This is a genomic window from Staphylococcus sp. SUC_1.2, assembly GCF_026222585.1.
Genome location: NZ_JANJPM010000033.1, coordinates 1 through 25,092 on the forward strand (window position 1 = coordinate 1; position 25,092 = coordinate 25,092).

Genomic DNA, 25,092 nt, shown 5'->3' on the forward strand with positions numbered 1-25,092 from the left:
TTTATTTTTTAAATATAGCAGTATGATTTAAAATATAGTCTGCTCTTTTTATATTCATAAAATGCATGATTTTTTAATATGATATATACTAAATAAGAGTTAATAATAAAGGAGAAAGTGATCATAATGAAATCTATGAAAGAAATGCAAAATGAAGTGGATGCGTACATTGGACAATTCAAAGCTGGTTATTTTTCTCCACTGGCAAATTTAGCACGTTTAACAGAAGAGGTTGGAGAACTTGCTAGAGAGATAAACCACTATCATGGTGAAAAGAAAAAGAAAGAAACTGAAGAAGATAATACAATTAAAGCTGAATTAGGAGACAATTTATTTGTTTTACTTTGTATAGCTAATTCATTAGATATTGATATGACTGAAAGTTTTAATGAAACAATGGAAAAGTTCAACACTAGAGATAAAAATCGTTTTGAACGTAAATAAATATAAACAAGAGGAGGATAGATTTTCATGAAAATAGGTATCACATGTTATCCATCTATGGGCGGTTCTGGTATTATTGCTACTGAATTAGGAATAAAAATGGCAGAGAGAGGCCATGAAGTACATTTTATAACTTCCAATATTCCTTTTAGAATACGTAAACCTTTACCTAATATTACTTTTCATCAAGTTGAAGTAAATCAATATGCCGTCTTTCAATATCCTCCATATGATATTACTTTGAGTACTAAAATTTCAGAAGTTATAAAAGAATATGATTTAGATGTATTACACATGCACTATGCAGTACCTCATGCAGTTTGTGGGATTTTAGCACGTCAAATGTCTGGAAAAGATATTAAAATAATGACCACGTTACACGGTACTGATATCACGGTGCTAGGTTACGACCACTCTCTCAAAGGCGCCATTAAATTTGGGATTGAACAAAGTGATATTGTTACGAGTGTGAGTCACTCTTTAGCACATCAAACTAAATCTATCATTGAAACCGAGAAAGAAATTGTTCCTATTTATAATTTTGTGCGTGAAAATGAATTTCCAACGCGTCATGATGAAACGCTTAAAGAAGTATATGGTATTAAACCTGATGAAAAGGTACTTATACATGTATCTAATTTTAGAAAAGTGAAACGCATAGATACTATATTAGAGACATTTGCTAAAGTTCGTAAAAACGTACCTAGTAAATTAATCTTGTTAGGAGACGGTCCCGAATTATTAGACATGAGAAAGTTAGCGCGTCACTTAGGTATCGATAGTGATGTACTATTCTTAGGCAAGCAAGACCAAGTTAGTGAATTTTACCAAATGTCTGATTTAGTACTTCTATTAAGTGAAAAAGAAAGCTTTGGATTAACTTTGCTTGAGGCAATGAAAACAGGAGTAGTGCCGATAGGTTCTAATGCTGGTGGTATTAAAGAGGTTATTAAACATGATGAGACTGGTTTCATTGTGGATATAGGAGATAGCACTAGTGCAAGTGAGTATGCGTTACAACTGCTTTCAAATAAAGAATTATATAATAAAATGCAAACTGCTATGTTAAAGGATATTGACGAACGATTTGGTTCAGAATTAATAACAGATCAATATGAACACTACTATAGAAAAATGTTAAATCAAAAAGAGGATTAGTATGGGAACAGAACTATTTAATCAAGCAAAACCCATTTTAGAAAAAATAGAACAACATGGATTTGAAGCATATTTCGTTGGTGGATCGGTGAGAGATTACTTAATGAACAGACACATTCACGACATCGATATTACTACTAGTGCTACACCAGATGAAATAGAATCAATATTTGAAAAGACTATCCCAATCGGGAGAGAGCATGGCACTATAAATGTGGTGTATCAAGGAACTAATTATGAAGTAACAACCTTCAGAGCTGAAGCAGAGTATGTTGATCATCGTAGACCTAGTGAAGTCTATTTCGTTCGTGATTTAAAAGAAGATTTACAACGTCGTGACTTTACAATTAATGCAATTGCCATGGATAAAAATTTTAATATTTATGACTATTTTGAAGGTGATGTAGCATTAAATCAACATATTATTAAAACTGTTGGTGATGCTAAAGAACGGTTTAAAGAGGATGCATTACGCATTTTAAGAGGCTTACGCTTTCAATCCCAATTGAATTTTACTATAGAAGGTGATACTTTTGAGGCGATGAAACATCAAATCGCAGATGTAGAACATTTATCTATAGAACGCATTGTCGTGGAATTAAAAAAATTAATTAAAGGCCAAAATGTAAGCCAAAGCTACTTAAACCTAATAGATTTGAATTTCTTTAATTATGTACCTTTCTTTAGAAGTCTTGATATGAAGCAAACTAAAGTTAATTCACCAATAAGCTTTGAATTATGGATAGCAATATTATTGACTGTTGAACAAACAAACACTTCACTTTCTGACTTAAAAATAAGCAACAATGAGAAAACTAAAATCAATCAATATCATAAAATAATGATAGAGATGCCTCAAGTTTCATCTAAAGAACAATTAAAATTATTCGTTTATGACTATGGTATAAATAATATCATAGATATCATTGCTATTAATTCAATACTTGAAGACAATAACATTAAAATAGCCTCTCCGTTAATATTTAATCTTCAATCAATAAAAGAAATTGATCAACATTTACCTATTAGAAGTCGTAGAGAGCTAAATATTAATGGTGGAGATATACTTAGAATTACGTCTAAAAAAAGTGGTCCTTGGCTGAAAGAAGTTCTTAGACAAATAGAAATTGATGTTTTAACAAATAAAGTTCCAAATTTAAAAGATGAATTATTGAAGTGGGTGAAAGAGAATGTCAAAATATAGTCAAGATGTTATACGTATGCTATATATGCATCAATCTGAATATATTTCGGGACAATATATTGCTGATCAGCTAAACATTTCTAGAGCAGCTGTTAAAAAAGTCATTGATCAATTAAAAAAAGATGGTTGCAAAATCGAATCAATCAATCATAAAGGCCACCAATTAAATGAACTCCCAGATAGTTGGTATAATGGAATCGTATCTTATATTTTAAAAAATTCACAACTAGCTTCGGAGATAAAAGTATTTAAAAGTGTTGAATCAACTCAGATTATTGCTAAGCAAGAATTGGTAGATAATAATAAGTCTATGATTATATTAAGTGACGAACAAACAAAAGGAAGAGGTCGATTTAATCGTAATTGGGCTTCTTCAAAAGGAAAAGGCTTATGGATGTCTCTAGTATTGCGTCCAAATGTACCTTTTTCAATGATTCCAAAATTCAACTTGTTTGTTGCTTTAGGAATTAGAGATGCAATACAATCTTTCACGAATGATAAAGTAGAAATTAAATGGCCGAACGATATATATATTGCTGATAAAAAAGTATGTGGTTTTTTAACTGAAATGATAGCAAATTACGATTCAATTGACGCTATTATTTGTGGTATTGGTATTAATTTAAACCACAGTGACAGTGATTTTTCTGATGATATTAAACAGAGAGCAACAAGCATTCGTTTACATAGTAATAATAAAATTAATCGATACTCATTTTTAAAAAAGCTCATTTCATCAATCGAAAAACGATATTCACAATTTTTAACAAAGCCTTTTACAGAAATTCGAAATGAGTATATTGAAGCCTCAAATATATGGCAACGCCAATTGCGTTTCACTGAAAACGACAAACAATTTATAGGTGAAGCAATCGATATTGATAACGATGGTTTCTTAATAGTTAGAGATGAAAATAATGACGTTAGACGCCTTATTAGTGCGGATATAGATATATAAAGCGAATGACATGAAGATAAGGAGAGTTAGTTATGGGACACACAAGTTATGCAGTTGTAGATCTAGAGACAACTGGCAATCAACTTGATTATGATGAAATTATACAAATTGGTATTACTTTTGTAAGTAACAATAAAATATCTGGGACTTATCATTCTATGATTCGTACTGATTTGGATATTCCACCATTTATCCAAGCATTGACTTCTATTGAAGATACCATGTTAGAGCAAGCCCCTTATTTTCATGAAATTGCACAAGAAATTTACAAACAATTGAAAGATCGTGTGTTCGTTGCTCATAATGTTGATTTTGACTTAAATTTTATAAAAAAGGCCTTTCAAAACTGTAATATAGATTTTAAACCTAAAAAGGTCCTGGATACGTTAGAATTATTTAAAATTGCTTATCCTACAGATAAGAGTTATCAACTTAGTGAATTAGCAGAGGCACACGACATACCCTTAGACAACGCACATAGGGCTGATGAAGACGCTACTACTACTGCATTACTAATGATTAAAGCCTTTCAAAAGTTTGAACAACTACCTATAGATACATTAAAACAACTCTATTATTTAAGTAAAAATTTAAAATATGACTTATTTAATGTCTTGTTTGAAATGGTACGTCAACATGAAAATTCACCTTTAGATAATCAATACGGTCAATTCGAACAAATAATTTATAAAAAGCAAATTGATTTAAAAGCGCCTAAAACATCATTTAATGGATCACTTAAAGATTTGTATAGTGAAGTAGTTAAATCACTTAATCTAACATATCGTCCACAACAACTATATTTATCTGAAATCATCCTAGAGCAACTCATGCACAATGATAAAGCGATGATTGAAGCTCCTTTAGGTAGTGGAAAGTCATTGGCATATCTTTTGGCAGCATTGATGTATAACATTGAAACTGGACGTCATGTCATGATTTCGACTAATACTAAACTGTTGCAAAATCAACTTTTGCTAAAAGATATTCCGAGTATCAATCAAGCACTAAACTTTAAAATTAATGCCACACTTATAAAAAGTAAATCTGAATACATTTCACTTGGCTTAATTAGTCAGATTTTAAAAGATGAAACTACCAACTATGAAGTTAATATTTTAAAAATGCAATTATTGACCTGGATTATCGAAACGGAAACTGGAGATATTCAAGATTTAAATCTTAAAGGTGGTCAGAAAATGTATTTTGACCAAAAGATTGAAACTTATGTACCAGTTAGACATGATATGCATTATTACAATTACATCAAACGAAATGCACATCATATTCAAATCGGAATCACTAATCATGCACATCTCATACACTCAGACCAAGAGAATTCAATTTATCAACTTTTCGATGATTGTATAATTGATGAGGCACATCGTTTACCTGACTATGCATTAAACCAAGTCACTAATGATCTCGATTATTCAGATTTAAAATATCAACTTGGTTTAATAGGAAAAAATGAAAATGAAAAATTATTAAAAGCGATTGATAAACTAGAACAACAACGAATTTTAGAACGTTTAGATATCGCACCGATAGATGTATTCGGTTTAAAAATGAATATATCAGAAATACATGATTTAAATGAACGTCTATTTAATCATATATTCGAAATCATTCAAAACTCTGACGTTTATGATGATGATATACATCGACACCATTATGTATTTGAATTTGATTCAACTCAGATACTTAAAGATTTGCATTTGATTGTTGATAAGATAAATAAGACATTAGAAATTTTTAATGGTATGACGCACAAAACGATTAAGACTTTACGCAAACAACTTTTATATATTAATGATACTTATCGAAATATAGAGCAGAGTTTAAAAGATAAACATACTGCGTACTTATCCATTAGGAATCTAACTCAAAAGTCAACTATTAAATTAATTGTTAAAGATTATGCAGTTCGTGATATTTTAACGACTCGCGTTTTAGATAAATTTAATTCATTAACATTTATTTCTGGAACATTGACGTTTAATCATAAGTTTGATGCCTTTAAAAATTGGTTTAAAGAAGATGTGCATTTTAACACGTATCAAGTTCCATCGACACTATCTAATCACGCGAATACGAACGTGTATATTCCTAGTGATGTTAGTTCTTATAACTTCAAAAATATCGATGATTACGTAGCATCTATAGTGGATTATATTCAAGAGTATGTAACAATCACTGATTCGAAATGTTTAGTGTTATTTACAAGCTACCGTATGATGCACATGGTACAAGAGTTATTAAATGAATTACCCACTTTTGAAGACTATGTAGTACTTACACAACAACAAAATCAAAACTATAAAATTGTTCAACAATTTAATAATTTTGATAAGACAATTTTACTTGGCACATCAACGTTTTTCGAAGGTTTTGATTATCAAGCTAAGGGTATTAAATGTGTTATGATAGCTAAACTTCCATTTATGAATAAATACAATACGAAACATTGGCTTATGGATTCTGAATTTGATTCTACCTTTAAGGACTATGTTTTACCTGACGCAGTTACTCGTTTTAGACAAGGTTTAGGTCGTTTAATTCGCAATGAAGATGATCAAGGGTTGATTGTCTCTTTTGATGATCGTCTTGTAAGCAGTAACTATAAAAACTTTTTTGCTCAAACTTTAGAAAATTATAAGCAAAAAAAGGGCGACATTAAACAATTCAGCAAACTTGTTAACAAAATCCAACATAATATTGATGCTAATAAATGATTCAAACTGTTATACATTGAGATAGCGTGTTCACATGCTAGAACTTCACAATTTATTTTGTTAAAATAAATAAGTATTGATTACAAAGAATGACAATTAGGAGATTGGTTATGAAAACAACGATTAAACAAGCTAAACAACATCTTAACCAAGAAGTGACTATTGGTGCTTGGTTAACAAATAAACGTTCAAGTGGCAAGATTGCCTTTTTACAATTACGTGATGGTAGTGGCTTTATGCAAGGTGTAGTGGTTAAATCAGAGGTTTCTGACGAAACATTCCAACTAGCTAAAGAAATTACACAAGAATCATCACTTTATGTGACTGGTGTTATAACAGAAGATAACCGTTCAGATTTAGGCTACGAAATGCAAGTGAAATCAATTGAAGTTATTCACGAAGCACATGATTATCCAATTACACCTAAAAATCACGGTACTGAATTTTTAATGGATCATAGACATTTATGGTTGCGTTCAAAAAAACAACATGCTGTTATGAAAATCAGAAATGAAATTATTAGAGCAACATACGAATTCTTTAATGAAAATGGATTCACTAAAATTGATCCTCCAATCTTAACAGCAAGTGCTCCAGAAGGAACAAGTGAATTGTTCCATACTAAGTACTTTGATGAAGATGCATTCCTTTCTCAAAGTGGTCAATTATATATGGAAGCAGCTGCAATGGCTCATGGTCGTGTATTCTCATTCGGACCAACTTTCAGAGCTGAAAAATCTAAAACTCGACGCCATTTGATTGAATTCTGGATGATTGAACCAGAAATGGCATTTACAAATCACGTGGAAAGTTTAGAAGTTCAAGAACAGTATGTATCACATGTCGTTAAATCTGTACTTAAAAATTGTCAATTAGAACTTAAAGCACTAGATCGAGATACGAGCAAACTTGAAAAGGTTTCAGCACCTTTCCCAAGAATTTCTTATGATGATGCAATTAAGTTCTTAAAAGAAGAAGGTTTCAATGATATTGAGTGGGGCGAGGATTTCGGTGCACCACATGAAACTGCTATTGCAAATCATTATGATTTACCGGTATTTATTACAAATTATCCAACTAAAATTAAACCATTCTATATGCAACCAAATCCAGAGAATGAAGAAACTGTTTTATGTGCAGATTTGATTGCACCAGAGGGTTATGGTGAAATCATTGGTGGTTCTGAACGTATTAATGATTTAGAATTATTAGAACAACGTATAGATGAACATCAATTAGACGCTGAAAGTTATAACTATTATTTAGACTTACGTCGTTATGGTAGTGTGCCACATAGCGGATTTGGATTAGGGTTAGAAAGAACTGTTGCTTGGATTTCTGGTGTGGAACACGTAAGAGAAACTGCTCCATTCCCACGATTATTAAATCGTTTATATCCATAAGTTCTAATCCCACATACCATATTAATTTACTCGTCCAGTCAGCATGTTGACTGGACGCTTTTTCAACTTTAAAGAGGAGGAATATCAATTTGAATAAAATTCAACTCAAAACACGTCCTGTCGTCGTTAGAAGAGAATTATTTGACCATTATAGTGAATTAGGACTGACAGAAAAAGATTTAATTGTTTTAATTAAATTGATTTATGCCTCTGAAACATCAAATAAACAACCATCCATCGATGAATTGAAATTAGGCTCAGATATGGAACCACGTGAAATAACTAGCATCATTCAGCATTTAATTCAAAGGGATTTATTGCAACTTCATGTGAAAAAGGACGAAGAAGGTAAATTTACGGAATATATGAATTTAGATGGTTTCTATGAAAAATTAAGCAATATTTTATCTCAAGATCATTCAAAACAACTAACAAATCAAGCTCAACAAAATTTTAAAGATCTTTTCCAATATATAGAATCCTTGTTTGCTAGACCTATTTCACCATATGAAATTGAAACACTTAATCAATGGATTGACGTAGACAAGCATGACTTTACTTTAATTAGAGCAGCGTTAGATGAAGCATATAGTCATGATAAACTTAGTTTCAAGTACGTAGATCGTATATTGTTAAATTGGAAAAAGAATAATGTCACAACTACTGAAGAATCTAAGAAAATAAGAGAACAATTTAACAAGCCATCTATGACACATACGGTTAATCATATACCAAAATTTGATTGGTTAAATGGGGAGAAGTTAGATGATAAGTAAGAAGAAAGCACTAGAAATGATAGATGTCATAGCTGATATGTTTCCAAATGCAGAATGCGAGCTCAAACATGATAATGCTTTCGAATTAACAATTGCAGTCCTTTTATCAGCTCAATGTACCGATAATTTAGTAAATAAAGTTACACGTACGCTTTTTCAAAAGTATAAAACGCCTCAAGACTATTTAAATGTGGATATCGAAGAACTGCAAAATGATATACGTTCGATTGGCTTATATCGTAACAAAGCGAAAAATATACAAAAGCTATGTCAGTCACTACTCGAACAATTCAATGGTCAAATTCCGAGTACTCATAAAGAATTAGAAAGTTTAGCTGGAGTCGGTCGTAAAACAGCAAATGTTGTTATGAGTGTAGCTTTCGATGAGCCATCATTAGCAGTTGATACGCATGTTGAACGTGTTTCTAAGCGACTAGGAATTAATAGATGGAAAGATAATGTAACACAAGTAGAGGATAGATTATGTAGTATCATTCCAAAGGAAAGATGGAGTAGAAGTCATCATCAACTTATCTTCTTTGGTCGCTACCATTGTTTAGCTAGAAAGCCTAAGTGTGACATATGTCCCTTACTAGATGATTGTAGAGAAGGGCAAAAACGTATGAAAGGACAATTAAAGGAAGCTTGATTAAATGATTAATAAACAAGAATTTGAAGAAATTGAAGAGTTACTTGATGAATACACTAAACAAAGAGCATTAAATTCACCAAACGCTAAGCCAGTAATCGATAAGTACTTTGACTTAATAATTCGATTTTTTAAAGAAATTAATGAAGTTGAAACTATTAATTTCAAATTATTAGATCAATACCCAGTAGTTCCAATGAACTTTGAAGAACGCTATCAATATATGTTAGTTAGAAAATATCACTTTATGGGTTATAGTCAAATGAAGACTTTAAAAAGTGAGTTAATCAAAATGAATGCGTCTTACCAAATTAGAAGAAAGCGACAAAGTTAATACTATAACAGTAAGTAGCCAGTAAAATGAGTTATTTAATTCATCTACTGGCTATATTTATATTCAAATAATTAATTTTGTATCAATGAATATAAAGAAAGGCAATTTCTATTTGATGTAATAGAAATTGCCTTCTTTTAATTATTTAACATTTCAAAAACACTATGAGGACTTTTTAAAATCGAAAATACTATTTAAATTAAAGATGTTTGAAAGTGTACTTCCGACAGTATTAGTACCTTGTGTTGTTGAATTATTGTTTGTAGTTCCTGAATTAGTATTGCCACTATTATTAGTGTTACTAGTATTAGAATTACTTGAGTTATTTGAACTATTTGAGCTATTTGATGAACTTGAGCCACTGCTACCATTTACTTCACGATTAGTCGTGTTGTTATCTGGATGACCACTTACTGATAAATTATCAGCACTTGAGCCGTTAACTGAATCTGGTTTCTTGAAGTCACCATCATCACTTGAAGTAATATCAGACATAACATCCTCATATAAATATTGTGGATATTCTTGTTCTGAGTGACCTAAGAATGAGTTAACGCCACCTTCTTTAATTTCACTGAAGCCCATCCAGATAGACATTGTGTATTTAGGTGTGAAACCATTAATCCAAACGTCTTTTGCAGCGTTATCAGGTAGGTTATATTGTTGGTTAATTTCAGTACCATAAGTACTTGTACCAGTTTTAGCACCCATAGTAACGCCTGATACGCCATGTCCATAGGCTGAACCATAGGCTTTGAATGTACCTGTAAGCATTTCAGCTAACATATAAGAAGTGTAGTCTTTCATAGCTTTATGACTTGTATGGTCAAACTCAATTGTGTCATCATCAGCTGTTACAACTTTTTGGATAGAATGTGCGTTATTGTAAGTACCACCGTTAGCAATTGCTGCGAAAGCAGATGCTAATTGAGTAGGTGAGAACTCAGAAGCGCCACCACCAAGTACATCAGAAGGACCGATGTCACTTTGATAATCTAATCCAACTTTTGATGCGAATTTCTTAACTGCATTATCTCCAGCTTGTGAATTAACTTGTTGCCAAGTTTTAAGCGCTGGAATGTTGAAACTTTGTCTTAACGCATCATACGCAGTTACAGTACCATGTCCATTTCCATCATAGTTACGGAATGTACCACCATCAATTGAATAGCTTGATTCGTCTTGAATTGCATGATTCGTAGCCCATTGCATGTTTTCAATAGCTGGACCATAAGCTAAGAACGGTTTCAATGATGAACCAGTTAAATGCGCATCAGTTGCAGCGTTATTGTCAACAACGTCTTTGAAGTTACGACCTCCAGAAATTGCGACTAAGCCACCAGTCTTACTATCAAGAATTGTAGAACCAACACGTTGGTCTTCATTTTTATAGTAATTACCGTTATCTATACGATCTTGTAATGTTTTTTGAACATCTTTGTCCATATTTGTGTAAATCTTAATTCCACTTTGAAGAACATCACTCAAGTTTTTATTCTTGAATTCTTTATTATTCATCAATTCAGATTTAACAAAGTTTACATATGAATCGTATTCTGAATCAGAGTTATCAGTGCCAATTTGACGTTCCTTAGCTGTACGATCTACTAAATTAGCTTTTAAGTTAATTTTTTTAGCAGCATTATACTCTTTATCAGAAATTCTGTTGTGATAATGCATTAAGTAGAGTACAGTGTTTTTACGATTTTCCGCTTGTTTAGGGTTGTCGTAAATATTATAAAGGTTAGGCACCTGTGGTAAACCTGCTAAATATGCTTCTTCCGCAAGATTTAAATCTTTCAAATCTTTATTGAAGTAATATTTAGCTGCAGCTTTAACGCCATAAACACCATCTGAATAATAAATTTTATTTAAGTACATTTGGAAGATTTCATCTTTACTGTACTCTTGTTCTAGACGGTAGGATAGGTAAGCTTCTTGTGCTTTACGTCCGATAGATTTCTCTTCACTTAAGAATGCTCGTTTAACTACTTGTTGTGTTAAAGTAGATGCACCTTGTGAACCAAATCCACCAGTCAAGTTTTTACCAATGGCACCAAATAAACGTTTATAGTCAATTGCACCGTGGTCATAGAATCGGTTATCTTCAGTTGCTAACACAGCATTTCTCATATTTTTAGGAACATCTTTTAACTCAACATGTTCTCTTCTTGCGCCGTTATCTAATTTTTTTACTAAGTCACCATTTCTGTCGTAAATTTCTGCCGGTTTAGGATCTTGTAATTTAGATTCGGTAAATGCAGGAGCTTTCCATGCATAATACGCAAATAATAAAATGCCTAATAGAACTAAAACGATAAAGGCAATTAATAAAAAGCCAATAATCTTGATAATCGTTCTTTTCACATTCTTATTCTTTTTTGCTTTGGACTTCCCATTTTTACCATTTTTAGGTTGAGAAGATCCTTTATTTTCCGTCATACGCGGTCCTCACTTTCATCTAATATCAACTTATCAACTGCATTGAGGTAATTTAATCTTGGTTGATACTGATAAGGAATATAGTAACTATTTTTTCTTATTTCTTCAACTGTTATTGATTTTTTTATTTCATTTTTATATCTATCCCAATATTTTTGAAATTTGGAAAATGGCAATAAATATACTTCATCAAGTAATTTAAATCTTATAATTAAAAATACAATTCCTTTTTGAAGAAATGCATTTTTCATATGTTCTACTTGATGATCATGAATATTATTCAAAGGAAAAGATGTTTTATTTTTAGTTTCCTTTGCTTCAAAATCAATATAATAGCCATTATATACGCCATTATAATCAGTAGTTGAAGGTGTACGAAAGTAAGCCTCATTTATAACTGCTTTACTTCGCTTGGGATAATGAACATTAACGATTTGAACAGGTGTTGGCTTTTTATGAATAACCGCTTTACCATGTTTTAAATAATAATCATTAGAAAGTTCAATATCCTTTTCAAGAGTCATACCACGGCCACCATATTCTATATTACTAGAATTCGATTTACCATTTCTTCCGACCATAGTCGTATTTCCCTTAAAAGGTTTACCATTAGGGTAATTCATTTAATTCACCACACAAGTTTGAATTCATATAATAGTGGTTATGTAAAACTTACACTAACTAATACTATTAATAATCATTTACGAAAAAATGATTATATGTTCAAACTATGATAGATAATAATAGAAATAGACAAATAAGTCTTTAATCTTATCTATGAATTTCATTATTAATCTACTTTATTTTAACGTTAATTAACTAGTAAAACAATATTTCAATGTATTTATCCTGTTTATATGGCTAGCAATTTGAATGACGGTTAGATTAAATTATGATAAATTAAATTGAATATAAGGGGGCGTCTTCATGGATACTATGTTGATAAATGATTTAATCAATGAATTACATACAATAGAAGATCGCTATAATATTGTTAAAAATTCCGAGACGAACTATGATTTTTATGAAGTAGTTTACCCTTATTCGCAAGCGATAGACACTAAGTTAGAAAATCTCATTAAATTAAAACCCCAGATTATTCAATTGAGTTATATGAATGCTAATAAGTTTGATTTACTAATTAAGTCATATAAAGAACTATCAGTAGATTGTCACTTTTATAGAACAAGCAAAAAGCTTTTTAATGAGAAGTTAAAAGCTGTTAACTACGATTTAAATTATATTTATCAAACTATTGAAGGGTGATGTTGAGCATTTGAAAACTGTGTATGTAACAGGGTATAAATCTTTTGAACTAAATATTTTCAAAGATGACGCACCTGAAGTGTATTATTTAAAAGCTTTTATCAAACATAAATTATTACAATATATTGATGAAGGGCTTGAGTGGGTACTTATTCAAGGACAACTTGGTATTGAATTATGGACTGCTGAAGTAGTTATTGATTTGCGAGTTGAGTATCCCGATTTAAAATTAGGAATTATAACGCCTTTTTATGGGCATACTTCTAAGTGGAATGAACAGAATCAAATGAAGTATAATAAAATTGCTCAAGAAGCTGATTTTATGGAAAGTGTACATCATACCGAATATGAAGGACCATTTCAATTTAAACAAACAGATCAGTTTATGTTAGATCATACAGATATGACTATACTTATTTATGATGAAGAGCAAGAAGGAAGCCCAAAATTCTTTAAAAGGATGTTAGTTGATTTTATAAATAAAACAAACTATACTTGTGATATTGTGGCATTTGATGAACTCACTGATTTTATAAATGATATGCAGTGGGAGCAAGATCAAAGTTTCGAATGAGGTGGAAAAAATGGCAGATGTTTCTTTAAAGCTTTCAGCAAAAGATATCTATGAAAAAGATTTCGAAAAAACTATGGCCCGTGGTTATCGTCGTGAGGAAGTAGATGCTTTTTTAGATGATATCATTACAGATTATCAAAAAATGGCTGATATGAATAATGAAGTTGTAAAATTGTCTGAAGAAAATAACAAATTAAAAAAAGAAGTTGAAGAATTAAGACTAAGAGTGGCAACATCAAGACCTTCTGACAATAAATCATTTTCTTCAAACAACTCAAGTTCATCAAACAATAATGTTGATATTTTGAAACGAATTTCAAACTTAGAAAAAGCTGTTTTTGGAAAGTAATTTAACTTAGCTTAATTAATGAGTGTTATCAATTGGATATTTATTGAAAAATGTTAAGTATTCAATTAGCAACAGATATTCTATAAAAATATCTGTTATAGTATAAAATATTATGATATAATCGCAAAAGTGATATTTTGGGTAATCGCTATAGAAATATAGAGGAAAGTCCATGCTCACACAGTCTGAGATGATTGTAGTGTTCGTGCTTGATGAAACAATAAATCAAGGCATTAATTTGACGGCAACGAAATAACCTAAGTCTTATGATATGGTTAAATTAGTTTGAAAGTGCCACAGTGACGTAGCTTTCATAGAAATATGAAGGGTGGAACGCGGTAAACCCCTCGAGTGAGCAATCCAAATTTGGTAGGAGCACTTGTTTAGCGGAATTCAACGTATAAACGAGACATCTTTATTCGAAATATAAAGATTTGTAGACAGATGGTTACCACCGACGTACCAGTACAACTAGTGTACGTTATGAGTACAACGGTACAGAACATGGCTTACAGAAATATCATGAACTAGTTTAGCTCTCCCATTGATTGGAGAGCTTTTTGTTTTTTACTCATACATAATAAATAAATTTTGTTAACATATAAATATATTTATAAAAAAGGAGAAAACGTAATGTTCCAATTATTAGCAGTTTGTCCAATGGGATTAGAGGCTGTTGTAGCCAAAGAAATCCAAGAACTCGGTTATGAAACACAGGTTGAAAATGGACGTATCTTTTTTGAAGGTGATGCTAAAGCTATTGTGCAATGCAATTTATGGTTACGCACAGCTGATCGTATTAAAATTGTTGTAGGTCGTTTCAACGCTTCAACATTTGATGAACTTTTTGAAAAAACAAAATCGCTACCTTGGGAAAACATTATTGATAAAGAAGGGCAATTCCCAGTTCAAGGTAGAAGTGTTAAATCAACACTGTATAGTGTACCAGACTGTCAAGCTATTACTAAAAAAGCAATTGTTGAACGTTTAAAGAAAGCTTATGATGAAAAAGGCTGGTTAAATGAAAGTGGTGCTAAATACCCTGTTGAGGTAGCTATTTTAAAAGATAATGTATTATTGACTATCGATACCTCAGGTTCAGGTTTGAACCGTCGTGGATATCGTATTGCTCAGGGGGAAGCTCCTATTAAAGAAACCTTGGCAGCGAGTCTAGTACGACTTGCCAATTGGAAGGGAGATACGCCTTTTATAGATCCTTTCTGTGGTTCAGGTACTATTGCCATAGAAGCATGTTTAATCGCTCAAAATATTGCACCAGGGTTCAATCGAGATTTTGTTTCTGAAGAATGGAATATTATGCCTCCCAATATTTATGATGATATGCGAGATGAAGCTGATCAACAAGCTAATTACGATAAAGACATTCGAGTGTTTGCATCAGATATAGATCCTGAAATGGTTGAAATTGCTAAACGTAATGCTGAAGAAGTCGGTTTGGCAGATATAATCCAATTTAGTGTTAAAGATGTGAATACATTAACAATTGATACCGATGAACCAGTAGCTTTAGTTGGAAACCCTCCATATGGTGAACGAATTGGAGATAGGGAAGAAGTCGAAGAAATGTATCGTTATATTGGTAAATTAATGAATCAACATTCACATTTATCAACTTACATCTTAACTAGTAACAAGGAATTCGAATTTTTAGTTAATCGAAAAGCTACTAAAAGAAGAAAATTATTTAACGGCTACATTGAATGTACTTATTACCAATATTGGGGTAAAAAGCCAACTACTATATAATTTTTATTAAATTTGTAAATTTTTCTTAATGTATCTAATAATATTTAATTAATTTAATCAATTCATTAGCACTCTTATTATTACTGATGTAAAGTGATAATAAGAGTGTTAAATATAGATACAAATACATAATTTTATATACATCTTAGTAAGGAGAGAAAAAATATGCAAACAGTATTAATAATAGGCGCAAATGGTAAGGTCTCTATCGAGGCTACTAAATTATTTTTAGAGGATTCTAATTTTAATGTCGATTTATTTTTAAGAAATGCGCATCGAATTCCTGATTACGCATCAAATCGAGTAACAGTTTATGAAGGTGATGCTAAAAACTCAAAAGATTTAGAGCAAGCACTTGATAAAGTTGATGTTGTATTTGCTAGTCTATCTGGATCACTAGATATCGAAGCACAAGCTATTGTAGATGCTATGTCTAAAAAAGATGTTAAACGATTAATCTTTGTAGCTGCCCCTGGTATTTACGATGAATTACCAGCTAAATTTAATGAATTTAATAAATCTCAATTTGGAGATAAATTGACAAAATATCGTAAAGCTGCAGATATTATAGAAGCATCAACATTAGATTATACAATTATTCGTCCAGCATGGCTTACATTTAAAAATGAGACAGATTACGAAGTTACATCGAAGGATACTCAATTTAGAGGAACAGAAGTTTCAAGACGCAGTATTGCAAGTTTAGCTGTACGTATAGCGAAAAACCCAGAACTATATTCTAAAGAAAACATAGGTGTTAATAAACCAAACACTGATGGAGATAAACCAGCTTGGTTCAAATAACTATTCTTTATATTTGTTTCAAACTATTGTTGTGATAAAATTTAATAAATAGGTAGCTAGTCAGAAATAATAATTAAAGTTTTTACTTTAGTAAGTATAATTTTTGTTGAGTAAACTTAAATAGTATATTTAATTTTAAATCTGCCTACCAGATTAAGAATAGCCTGTTACATTAAGTATGTCTCAGGCTGTTACTTTTTTATTTGAATGTTTGAAACAAAGGGGACTTAGCATGACTAATAATGAACAATTAGATATTTTATATAAATTAAAAAAAGAAGTTGAAAAATCAAAAAATTCAACTTTAATACATACTATTAATCAAGTAATAAAAAAGGTATATTTAAATCAATATACCGCTTCTTTTGTTGGTCACTTTTCGGCGGGGAAATCCACATTAATTAACTTATTATTAGAACAGGATATTCTTCCAAGTTCACCAGTACCTACCACAAGTAATACTGCAATCGTATCTGTTGCAGATAAACAAGAAATTATAGCTAATTTAGAAAATCAACAATATACAAAATTAAAAACATATGACGAAGTCAAAAAAATGAATCGTTTAAATGTAGATGTAGAGTCTGTTGAAATTAATTTTCCTTCTTCAAAATTCAAAAATGGTTTTACGCTTCAAGATACACCTGGCGTAGACTCAAACGTAGCTACACATCAGTCTACAACTGAACAATTCATGTATACCAGCAATATTTTGTTCTATACAGTAGATTACAATCATGTACAATCTGCATTAAATTTTCAATTTATTAAAAGAATGAATGATGTAGGTATACCAGTCATTTTTATCATTAATCAAATCGACAAACATAATGAAGATGAAATTACTTTTGAAACTTTCAAACAAAGAGTCAATAAATCAATAGAAGATTGGGACATTAAACTTACAGATATTTTCTATGTGACAAAATTTGATCATCCCGAAAATGAACTTTCACGTCTTTCTCAATATTTAGTAGAGAAAGATAATTATAGAGAACCTATTGAGAACTATGTAAATCGTACAGTTAAGTTTATTACAGAGGCTCAATTAGGATATATTCAAAATGAACTACAATACATTCTAGAACAGCTTAATATAAATGAAGATGAATTTGAACAAGCCTATGCTAAATTTCAACAAAATCAAGCCGTTAGTGAAGAAGCTCGACTCTTAAATAATCCTGATCAATTACTAAGTTTTTTAAAGCAAAAGCGAAAAGATATATTAGATAATGCATACATTATGACACATGACATGCGTGAAGATATTAGACATTATCTTGAAAGTATGAGTGATGATTTTAAAGTTGGCGGCCTTTTAAATAAAAAGAAGAAAAAGCAAGAGGAACAAGAAGCACGTTTACAGAATGTTGTTTCAAAACTTCAAGACAAAGTTAATCAACAAATTCGACAACCATTGCGAGAGGACATGTCATTTTTAACGCGTTTTATTAATAGCTCTGAGGTTAATCGTGATGTATTAAATCAACATTACGAAATAGATTCAAGTTTAATTTCCAATTTATATCAACCTCAAACGAGTATAAGTAATACTTATGTACTTACTTTTAGTGATGAAGTGCTTAAAGCAATTACTAATTATGTAGAAAAACAATCCAATCCGTTATTTAATCAAGCGATTGATCATACACAAGCTCAAGGTTTAACAGAAGAAACTAATGATGATCTACAGATATATGAGCATTATATTGAATTACAAAATTTAAAAGAATCTCTAACTACTAAAAATTATCAACATTATTATATCCATATGGATGACTCTTTAGATAAATTAATAGGTAGAACTGAAGCAAACTATATTGTAGAAAGCAATGATCAAGTTTTAGAAAAAGAAGAGAAGGCCTCTGATGAAAATTCAAATGAGCGTAATACTAAAAAGGTTAACATTCAAGAAGCATTAAACATTATTGAACCTGTACCATTATTTGATAGAACAAAAAATGATATTAAAGATACGTTAGAACGATTAGAAAATAAACTTGTCAAAATTGGTGTATTTGGTACGTTCAGTGCAGGAAAAAGTAGTTTAATTAATGCCTTATTAGGTGGGCAATACTTAGTAAGTTCACCAAATCCTACAACTGCAGCTACGACTGAATTATCTTACGGTGAGGATAGTCAAATCACACTTAAAACTGAAGAACAACTATTAAATGAACTTAATCAACTCATTGAATACCATAATGTTTCTTTCGAATCACTCGAAGCATTTGTCCAATCTGATGTACAACAATTAAAAAACAAATTAGAAAAGAACCAACTTGCTTTTGTAAGTGCAGTTCACAAACATTTTTCTATGTATAAAGATATGTTGGATGAAGGTGTGAAACATACGATTTCTCAAGAGGAAATAAAAAAATGGAGTGCTGAAGATGAGTTTGCTACTTTTGTTAAAACCGTGCACATCAATTTACCATTAGAATGGTTGAAAGGAAAAATAATCGTTGATTCACTAGGCTTACATTCAAACAATCAACGTCATACAAATGAAACTGAACAAATTTTAACTTCATCCGATTTAATTTTATATGTGAGTTATTTTAATCATTCATTTACAGATAATGATAAAAACTTCATCGAACATATGAAAGAGATGAATCAACTTAATGAAAATCAAGCATTCAAAATGGTTATCAACGCTGTAGACCTTTCAGAAAACAGTGATGATTTAGCTGCGGTAAAACATTACGTTAAAGATGCTTTAACTCAAGTAAACTTGAAGTCAGATATCTTTGGTGTTTCAAGTAGACAAGCATTGAGAGGGAACGATGAAGGTATTAATCAGCTGCGTCATAGCATTGACCAATTTGTAGAAGTTGATTCAAATATAATTTTAGTGCAACAAATGGTTAAACAACTTGAGCAAATCAATATTTCTTTCGAAGAGATGATTCATGATTATAAAACTAACCAATCTCATATTGAACAACACCAGCAACAATTGAAGAAATATCAAAATGAACAAAGGTTACCGAATCAATTGCTATTTACTACCGAACAACATACTAATAATGAAGTTGAAGATCAGATTTATCATTTAAATGGCAGATTAAAATTACAATTATTGGATGATGTTAAAAGTATATATAATAGTCAGATGACTCAAAATAGTGATTTTAATGACGAAAAGAAAGTTTCTTCTAAAGCATTTTTAGATCAAATACATCAACGACTATATTTAGAACAAAGTTTATTAGTTGAACGAATTAAGAAATATTATAATCGTCAACTTAGCGAACAAGTCGCACCGACAATCCAAAAATTAAATCAATTGCATGTATTTATTAATACTGATTTTTCAATTATGCCTAATTTTACCGAAAAGGCATTCTTGCGTGTTGATTTAAATGATATGATTAATGCTTTACCTAAACAATTAACGAAACGTCGAATTTTGAATCCAAATACTCAACGAGAGTTACAAGAACTAATCAGTTCAAATACATTAGAGTTATTGCAAAATCAAATTAGTGAATTTAGACAGGCATTGATTCAGTATGTTGCTTCAATGAATAAAGAAGCTGAAGAGAAATTAGCGCAAATTGAGGATGCGATTCAAGATCAAATCGATGAATTATTATCATTTAATTTAGACAATACATTAATCGAGCAATTACGTATTGCGAATCAAAAATTAAACGCACTATTAAAATAGAAGGAAGGCACAAAATATGGAAAATCGTGTCCTATTAGTAGATGGAATGGCTTTATTATTTAGACATTTCTATGCTACAAGTTTACACAATCAATTTATGTATAATTCAAAAGATATACCAACTAACGGAATTCAAGGTTTCGTTAGACATATCTTCACAGCAATAAATGAAATCAATCCTAGTCATGTAGCCGTATGTTGGGATATGGGACAATCCACTTTTAGAAATGATATGTATACTGACTATAAGCAAAATCGTCCAGCACCACCAGAAGAGCTTATTCCACAGTTTGACTACGTCAAAGAAATTTCAGACCAATTTGGATTTATAAATGTTGGAATGACTAATTATGAAGCTGATGATGTGATAGGAACTTTGGCAAAAACATTTTCTGATAATAACGAGGTCCACATCATCACTGGAGATAAAGACTTATTACAATGCATTAATAATAATGTAGAAGTTTGGTTAATAAAGAAAGGATTTAATATTTATAATCGATATACCTTAGCTCGTTTTAATGAAGAATATCAGTTAAATCCACAGCAACTAATTGATATTAAAGCTTTTATGGGTGATAGTGCAGATGGATATCCCGGTGTAAAAGGAATAGGGGAGAAAACAGCCCTCAAATTAATTCAAACCTATGGAAGTGTTGAAAATGTACTTTCAAATATAGATCAATTGACACCTGCACAACGCAAAAAAATTGAAGCTGACAAAGATAATTTAACTTTATCTAAGCGATTGGCTGAAATATATACCGAAGTGCCACTTAATAGTGTGGAGATTTATAGAGATATGGCTTATGCACACTCATTAAATCAGATACTTTCAATTTGCAATGAACATGAACTTTATGTTTCTGGAAAATATATATCAACAAAGTTATAACTTAGGACAAAGACTCGAGACTGTAATATGTTTCGAGCCTTTTTTAACTACATTTAAATGATGTTCAATATATATATTTTTTTTATATTAATAATTAAAATTCTAATTCACACACAATTAAATTAATGCTACAATTAAACAGAACAACTATTGAATTGTTCATTTCAAAAATGATAATTGAAATTTAATACCCGAGAGGAGTTATAAAACTTTTGTCGAGTAATTTTTTATGCTCTAATATTAAGCAAAAATTCAGACAATATTCATGGTAACTTAATTATCAATCCATTTGATATTGAGCTATGTGTTATCGGAATTCCTTTTCAAAAAAATACTCATAACATCAACATCAAGAATATACAACATAGAATAGGAGAGAAGCGCATCAATGAATTATCGAGATAAACTACAAAAGTTCAGTATTCGTAAGTATGCAGTAGGAACTTTCTCAACATTAATCGCCACGTTAGTATTTCTAGGAACGCATACTGATCAAGCCCATGCGAGTGAAAATACCAACGCGGCAGTTGAAAAAGCACAGCAAAATACTGAATCCCAAACATCCCGAGACAAAAATAGTAATCCAAATGATGCAATAACAATTCAAAATGATCAAACTTCTGATCAAACTGTAGAAATTAATAAGCAGTCAAAATTTGTAGACAAAACATCTACAGAAAAAAAGGCTTTAGAAACTCAAACAAGCGAAAAAGAAATTACTAATTCGACATCAACATCTATTAAAGAAAAAATAGAAGAAAGTTCGCCAGTTACTAAAGAAGAAAAAACAAATGAACTGAAAGAAAAATCTTCACCAATCGTAGGGACGCAATCTTCGAATCAAAGTAAACAGAAAGTTAAATTCTCTAGTTCAAAATCAGTTAAACAAATTGATGATAAGATAGATACACCTAGAGAATCTAAGTCGGATAACAGACAGAAAATTGATAGCAAAAACATTTCTAAACTGACAAATCTTACTCAAGAAATTCAAAGTAAATTATTAGAAGTTGAAACTATAGAACCTTCAAATCCTAACATTGAAGAAGCGAAAAAATTAACTGTAGAAAGTAGTAGTTTCACTCAATCTAGTAATGTTTCGCAACAATCACTTTTAGACTTAGTTACAAGATTAGAGCAAACACGTAATTCATTAGCAAATGTGATTACTCGTTCTCAATCAGGTAAACGCGATCCAAGAAACGGTCAACAAATTGAAAAAGGGACTAATTTTAGATTTACAACTTTAAATGGTCGTTGGAATGCCGGTAGAAACGTCATTGTGTACCAACGTAACTATGCGTCATTACCTGATGGTAGGGCGTTAGGTACTGGTCAACAAAAAAACGGTGTAGAAGGTATAACTTCTAGAAAGACCGTTATGCGTGCTTATTATAAACATGAAGGTAATTCAAAATACTTAGTTTATGATGTATTCTTCAATAATGACGGCGTTAACTTTATATCACCTGGATCACAACAACGTTTAGGTATGGCTTTGCTATTACCATATAAAGTAATGAAATTGAATTCAGATGGTTCGTTCGCTAGCGATTCAGTTAGAAATCTATCTTACGCAGCTTACGAAAAAAGAAGTGGTAGAAATAGTCTATTAAGTGAATCACCTAGCGATTTTATTATCGATCCAGATAATAGTACGCAAACGATTGATATGCTAAGAAGTAATCAGCATGATTTTGGTCATACAACATTTTATCTTAGTTTCGGTGTTCGTCCAGGTAGAAGCTTTAATAGTGATGCGAACGAATATTTCCATTCTAATAGAAATAACCCTGATTTGAGAAAAGCTGTTGAAGACCAACGAGGCATTTTTAGTGGATGGAACTATGGTATTGGTATTCAAGTCGACCCTAACCATCCAGAAGGTGCTAATCGAGCGTATCACATGCATCTTGAAGTTAAATTAAGAGATAATGTAACAACTGCCGAGCTTGAAAATGCTTGGTCATATGCCAATACAGCTGCTATGGGTGGTGTAAGTAAATCTGCTTATACAGTTTTATCAGGTCGTATATTACCTGAAGATGGTGCACTGCCATCTATCGAGAACCAACCACCTGTGAAACCAACAATTAACTCTGATTTAGTAGGCAAAGCAACAACGACAACAGTTATTGATGTATCTACAGATCCGAATACTAAAGTAGAAATTTTCGATAAAAATGGCAATAAAATTGGTACAGGTACAACAGATTCTAGTGGACATGCATACATTACGCCAACTCGTCCTATACCTGAAGGTAATGTCACTGCGAAAGCATATAATCACAGCGATGAATCAAAAGTTTCAACATCTGATCCTAAATTTGCAACTGACACAATTCCACCTACAACACCTGTAATTAACACAAGATTAGTTTACAAAGCTGGTACATTAACACCGATTGATGTTTCTACTGATCCAAATACACAAGTTGCATTAATAGATAAAAATGGTCGTATTTTTGGTGCAGGTACAACAGATAGTAGTGGTCATGTAATAATTACGCCAGATCGTGTTATTCCTGAAGGTAATGTGACTGCCAAAGCAACTGATAATGCTTTACATCCAAATAGTTCGTTTTCGATACCTGTTCAAGCAACAACGCTTATACCTGTGATGAAACCAGTAATTAATACAGATGTTGCGGGTAAAGCTTTCTCTTCACCAGTTATCGACATTACATCTACTCCAAATACGCGAGTTGAGCTATTAGATAAAAATAATAATGTCATCGGTCGTGGTATTACTGGCTCTAACGGACATGTTAATATTACACCTGATCATTATCTTTTCGAGGGTAATATCACAGCGAAAGCATATGATCAAACTGATGAAACTAATAATGCAACATCTGATCCAAGACACGTTACAGATACAACACCACCTAGAAAACCAGTAATTAATACTAACTTAGTTAATAAAGTAGGGACACGAACACCTATAGATGTTTCTACAGATGTATTGACTAGAGTAGAGATTTTTGATGAAAATGGTAAAAGTTACGGTGTAGTTCTTACTGAAATGGACGGTCACGGTATTATTACGCCAAGAGAGCCACTACCTTTAGGAAAAATCTATGCACGTGCTACAGATGGTGCAGAAACACCTAATTCAATTGATTCTGATCATGTACCAGTAACAGATACTATTCCACCAACAGTTCCAACTGTTGATACAGATTTAACAGGAAAAGCGACTACTTTAACTCCTATAACTGTCACTACTGATCCAAATACACGAGTGGATTTAATTGATAAAAATGGGCATATTATAGGTACTGGCACAACAGACGGAAATGGTCATGTCATCATTACTCCTACAACTCCAATTGTCGAAGGTAATGTCATTGCTAAAGCTTATGACCCTGCTAACAACGTTTCAACGTCTGCACCTAGAAAAGCGACGGATACTACACCACCAACTAAACCTAGAGTTACTTCACCTTTAGGAGGAAAAGCAGGTACGACTGATCCTGTTACAGTTACAACTGATCCGAATACGAATGTTCAATTATTAGATAAAAATGGGCAGATCATAGGAACTGGAACTACAGATAGTTCAGGTCGTGTCAATATTACACCAACAAGACCTATTCCAGAAGGTAATGTTACGGCTAAAGCAATTGATAATGCGGAACATCCGAATAGCTCTACA

At 31.5% G+C, this 25,092-nt stretch carries 19 protein-coding genes and 1 other RNA gene; 18 read left to right on the forward strand and 2 right to left on the reverse strand.

Features of this window, described 5'->3' with window-relative positions; all coding sequences use genetic code 11:
* Window positions 1-126: 126 nt before the first annotated feature.
* The 9 genes from NR218_RS10535 to NR218_RS10575 all read left to right on the forward strand — a co-directional run bounded on the left by NR218_RS10535 (window position 127) and on the right by NR218_RS10575 (window position 9,661).
* On the forward strand, window positions 127-444 hold the full coding sequence (locus tag NR218_RS10535) for a nucleotide pyrophosphohydrolase (RefSeq protein ID WP_011275748.1): 318 nt from the start codon (window positions 127-129) through the stop codon (window positions 442-444).
* A gap of 27 nt (window positions 445-471) precedes the next feature.
* Window positions 472-1,602, forward strand: coding sequence for an N-acetyl-alpha-D-glucosaminyl L-malate synthase BshA (gene bshA / locus NR218_RS10540; protein WP_049394878.1), 1,131 nt, complete (start codon window positions 472-474; stop codon window positions 1,600-1,602).
* Between the two features lies 1 nt (window position 1,603).
* The gene (locus NR218_RS10545; protein ID WP_037558740.1) at window positions 1,604-2,806 is read left to right on the forward strand and encodes a CCA tRNA nucleotidyltransferase; all 1,203 of its coding nucleotides are present in this window, start codon (window positions 1,604-1,606) and stop codon (window positions 2,804-2,806) included.
* On the forward strand, window positions 2,793-3,764 hold the full coding sequence (locus NR218_RS10550; RefSeq protein ID WP_053020214.1) for a biotin--[acetyl-CoA-carboxylase] ligase: 972 nt from the start codon (window positions 2,793-2,795) through the stop codon (window positions 3,762-3,764). Before NR218_RS10545 ends, NR218_RS10550 begins: the two co-directional genes overlap by 14 nt.
* A gap of 32 nt (window positions 3,765-3,796) precedes the next feature.
* A complete protein-coding gene (locus NR218_RS10555; protein ID WP_011275752.1) occupies window positions 3,797-6,499 on the forward strand; it encodes a helicase C-terminal domain-containing protein in 2,703 nt (900 codons plus the stop codon).
* Between the two features lie 110 nt (window positions 6,500-6,609).
* The gene (gene asnS, locus NR218_RS10560; protein WP_011275753.1) at window positions 6,610-7,902 is read left to right on the forward strand and encodes an asparagine--tRNA ligase; all 1,293 of its coding nucleotides are present in this window, start codon (window positions 6,610-6,612) and stop codon (window positions 7,900-7,902) included.
* An 89-nt stretch (window positions 7,903-7,991) separates the two neighbouring features.
* The gene (locus tag NR218_RS10565) at window positions 7,992-8,678 is read left to right on the forward strand and encodes a DnaD domain-containing protein (RefSeq protein WP_011275754.1); all 687 of its coding nucleotides are present in this window, start codon (window positions 7,992-7,994) and stop codon (window positions 8,676-8,678) included.
* Window positions 8,668-9,327 (forward strand): endonuclease III, encoded by a 660-nt coding sequence (gene nth, locus NR218_RS10570; RefSeq protein WP_011275755.1) that lies wholly within the window; start codon window positions 8,668-8,670, stop codon window positions 9,325-9,327. The genes NR218_RS10565 and nth overlap by 11 nt, the downstream gene beginning before the upstream one ends.
* A gap of 4 nt (window positions 9,328-9,331) precedes the next feature.
* Complete coding sequence (locus NR218_RS10575) at window positions 9,332-9,661, forward strand: YpoC family protein (RefSeq protein ID WP_011275756.1); 330 nt, start codon at window positions 9,332-9,334, stop codon at window positions 9,659-9,661.
* A gap of 162 nt (window positions 9,662-9,823) precedes the next feature.
* Here NR218_RS10575 and NR218_RS10580 read toward each other — a convergent pair whose 3' ends face one another.
* Window positions 9,824-12,103, reverse strand: coding sequence for a transglycosylase domain-containing protein (locus tag NR218_RS10580; RefSeq protein WP_049394881.1), 2,280 nt, complete (start codon window positions 12,101-12,103; stop codon window positions 9,824-9,826).
* Window positions 12,100-12,726 (reverse strand): Holliday junction resolvase RecU, encoded by a 627-nt coding sequence (gene recU, locus NR218_RS10585; RefSeq protein ID WP_016931249.1) that lies wholly within the window; start codon window positions 12,724-12,726, stop codon window positions 12,100-12,102. Before recU ends, NR218_RS10580 begins: the two co-directional genes overlap by 4 nt.
* 304 nt (window positions 12,727-13,030) lie before the next feature.
* Between recU and NR218_RS10590 the strand changes: the two genes are divergently transcribed.
* The 9 genes from NR218_RS10590 to NR218_RS10630 form a co-directional block, all read left to right on the forward strand.
* Window positions 13,031-13,369, forward strand: a complete 339-nt coding sequence (locus NR218_RS10590; protein WP_011275759.1) for a DUF1798 family protein — start codon at window positions 13,031-13,033, stop codon at window positions 13,367-13,369.
* 10 nt (window positions 13,370-13,379) lie between these two features.
* A complete protein-coding gene (locus tag NR218_RS10595) occupies window positions 13,380-13,943 on the forward strand; it encodes a DUF1273 domain-containing protein (protein ID WP_011275760.1) in 564 nt (187 codons plus the stop codon).
* Between the two features lie 10 nt (window positions 13,944-13,953).
* Window positions 13,954-14,292, forward strand: a complete 339-nt coding sequence (gene gpsB / locus NR218_RS10600; RefSeq protein ID WP_011275761.1) for a cell division regulator GpsB — start codon at window positions 13,954-13,956, stop codon at window positions 14,290-14,292.
* Between the two features lie 133 nt (window positions 14,293-14,425).
* An RNA gene (rnpB, locus tag NR218_RS10605) (RNase P RNA component class B) lies at window positions 14,426-14,809 on the forward strand.
* A gap of 116 nt (window positions 14,810-14,925) precedes the next feature.
* On the forward strand, window positions 14,926-16,059 hold the full coding sequence (locus NR218_RS10610; RefSeq protein ID WP_037558748.1) for a THUMP domain-containing class I SAM-dependent RNA methyltransferase: 1,134 nt from the start codon (window positions 14,926-14,928) through the stop codon (window positions 16,057-16,059).
* A gap of 165 nt (window positions 16,060-16,224) precedes the next feature.
* A complete protein-coding gene (locus NR218_RS10615) occupies window positions 16,225-16,863 on the forward strand; it encodes an SDR family oxidoreductase (protein ID WP_011275763.1) in 639 nt (212 codons plus the stop codon).
* Window positions 16,864-17,095: 232 nt separating this feature from the next.
* On the forward strand, window positions 17,096-20,539 hold the full coding sequence (locus NR218_RS10620; RefSeq protein ID WP_011275764.1) for a dynamin family protein: 3,444 nt from the start codon (window positions 17,096-17,098) through the stop codon (window positions 20,537-20,539).
* A 16-nt stretch (window positions 20,540-20,555) separates the two neighbouring features.
* Entirely contained in the window at window positions 20,556-21,434 is an 879-nt protein-coding gene (locus NR218_RS10625) for a 5'-3' exonuclease (RefSeq protein ID WP_011275765.1), read from the forward strand.
* A gap of 388 nt (window positions 21,435-21,822) precedes the next feature.
* Window positions 21,823-25,092 (forward strand): YSIRK-type signal peptide-containing protein (locus tag NR218_RS10630; RefSeq protein WP_265883397.1); only part of this gene is annotated, 3,270 nt, incomplete at its 3' end.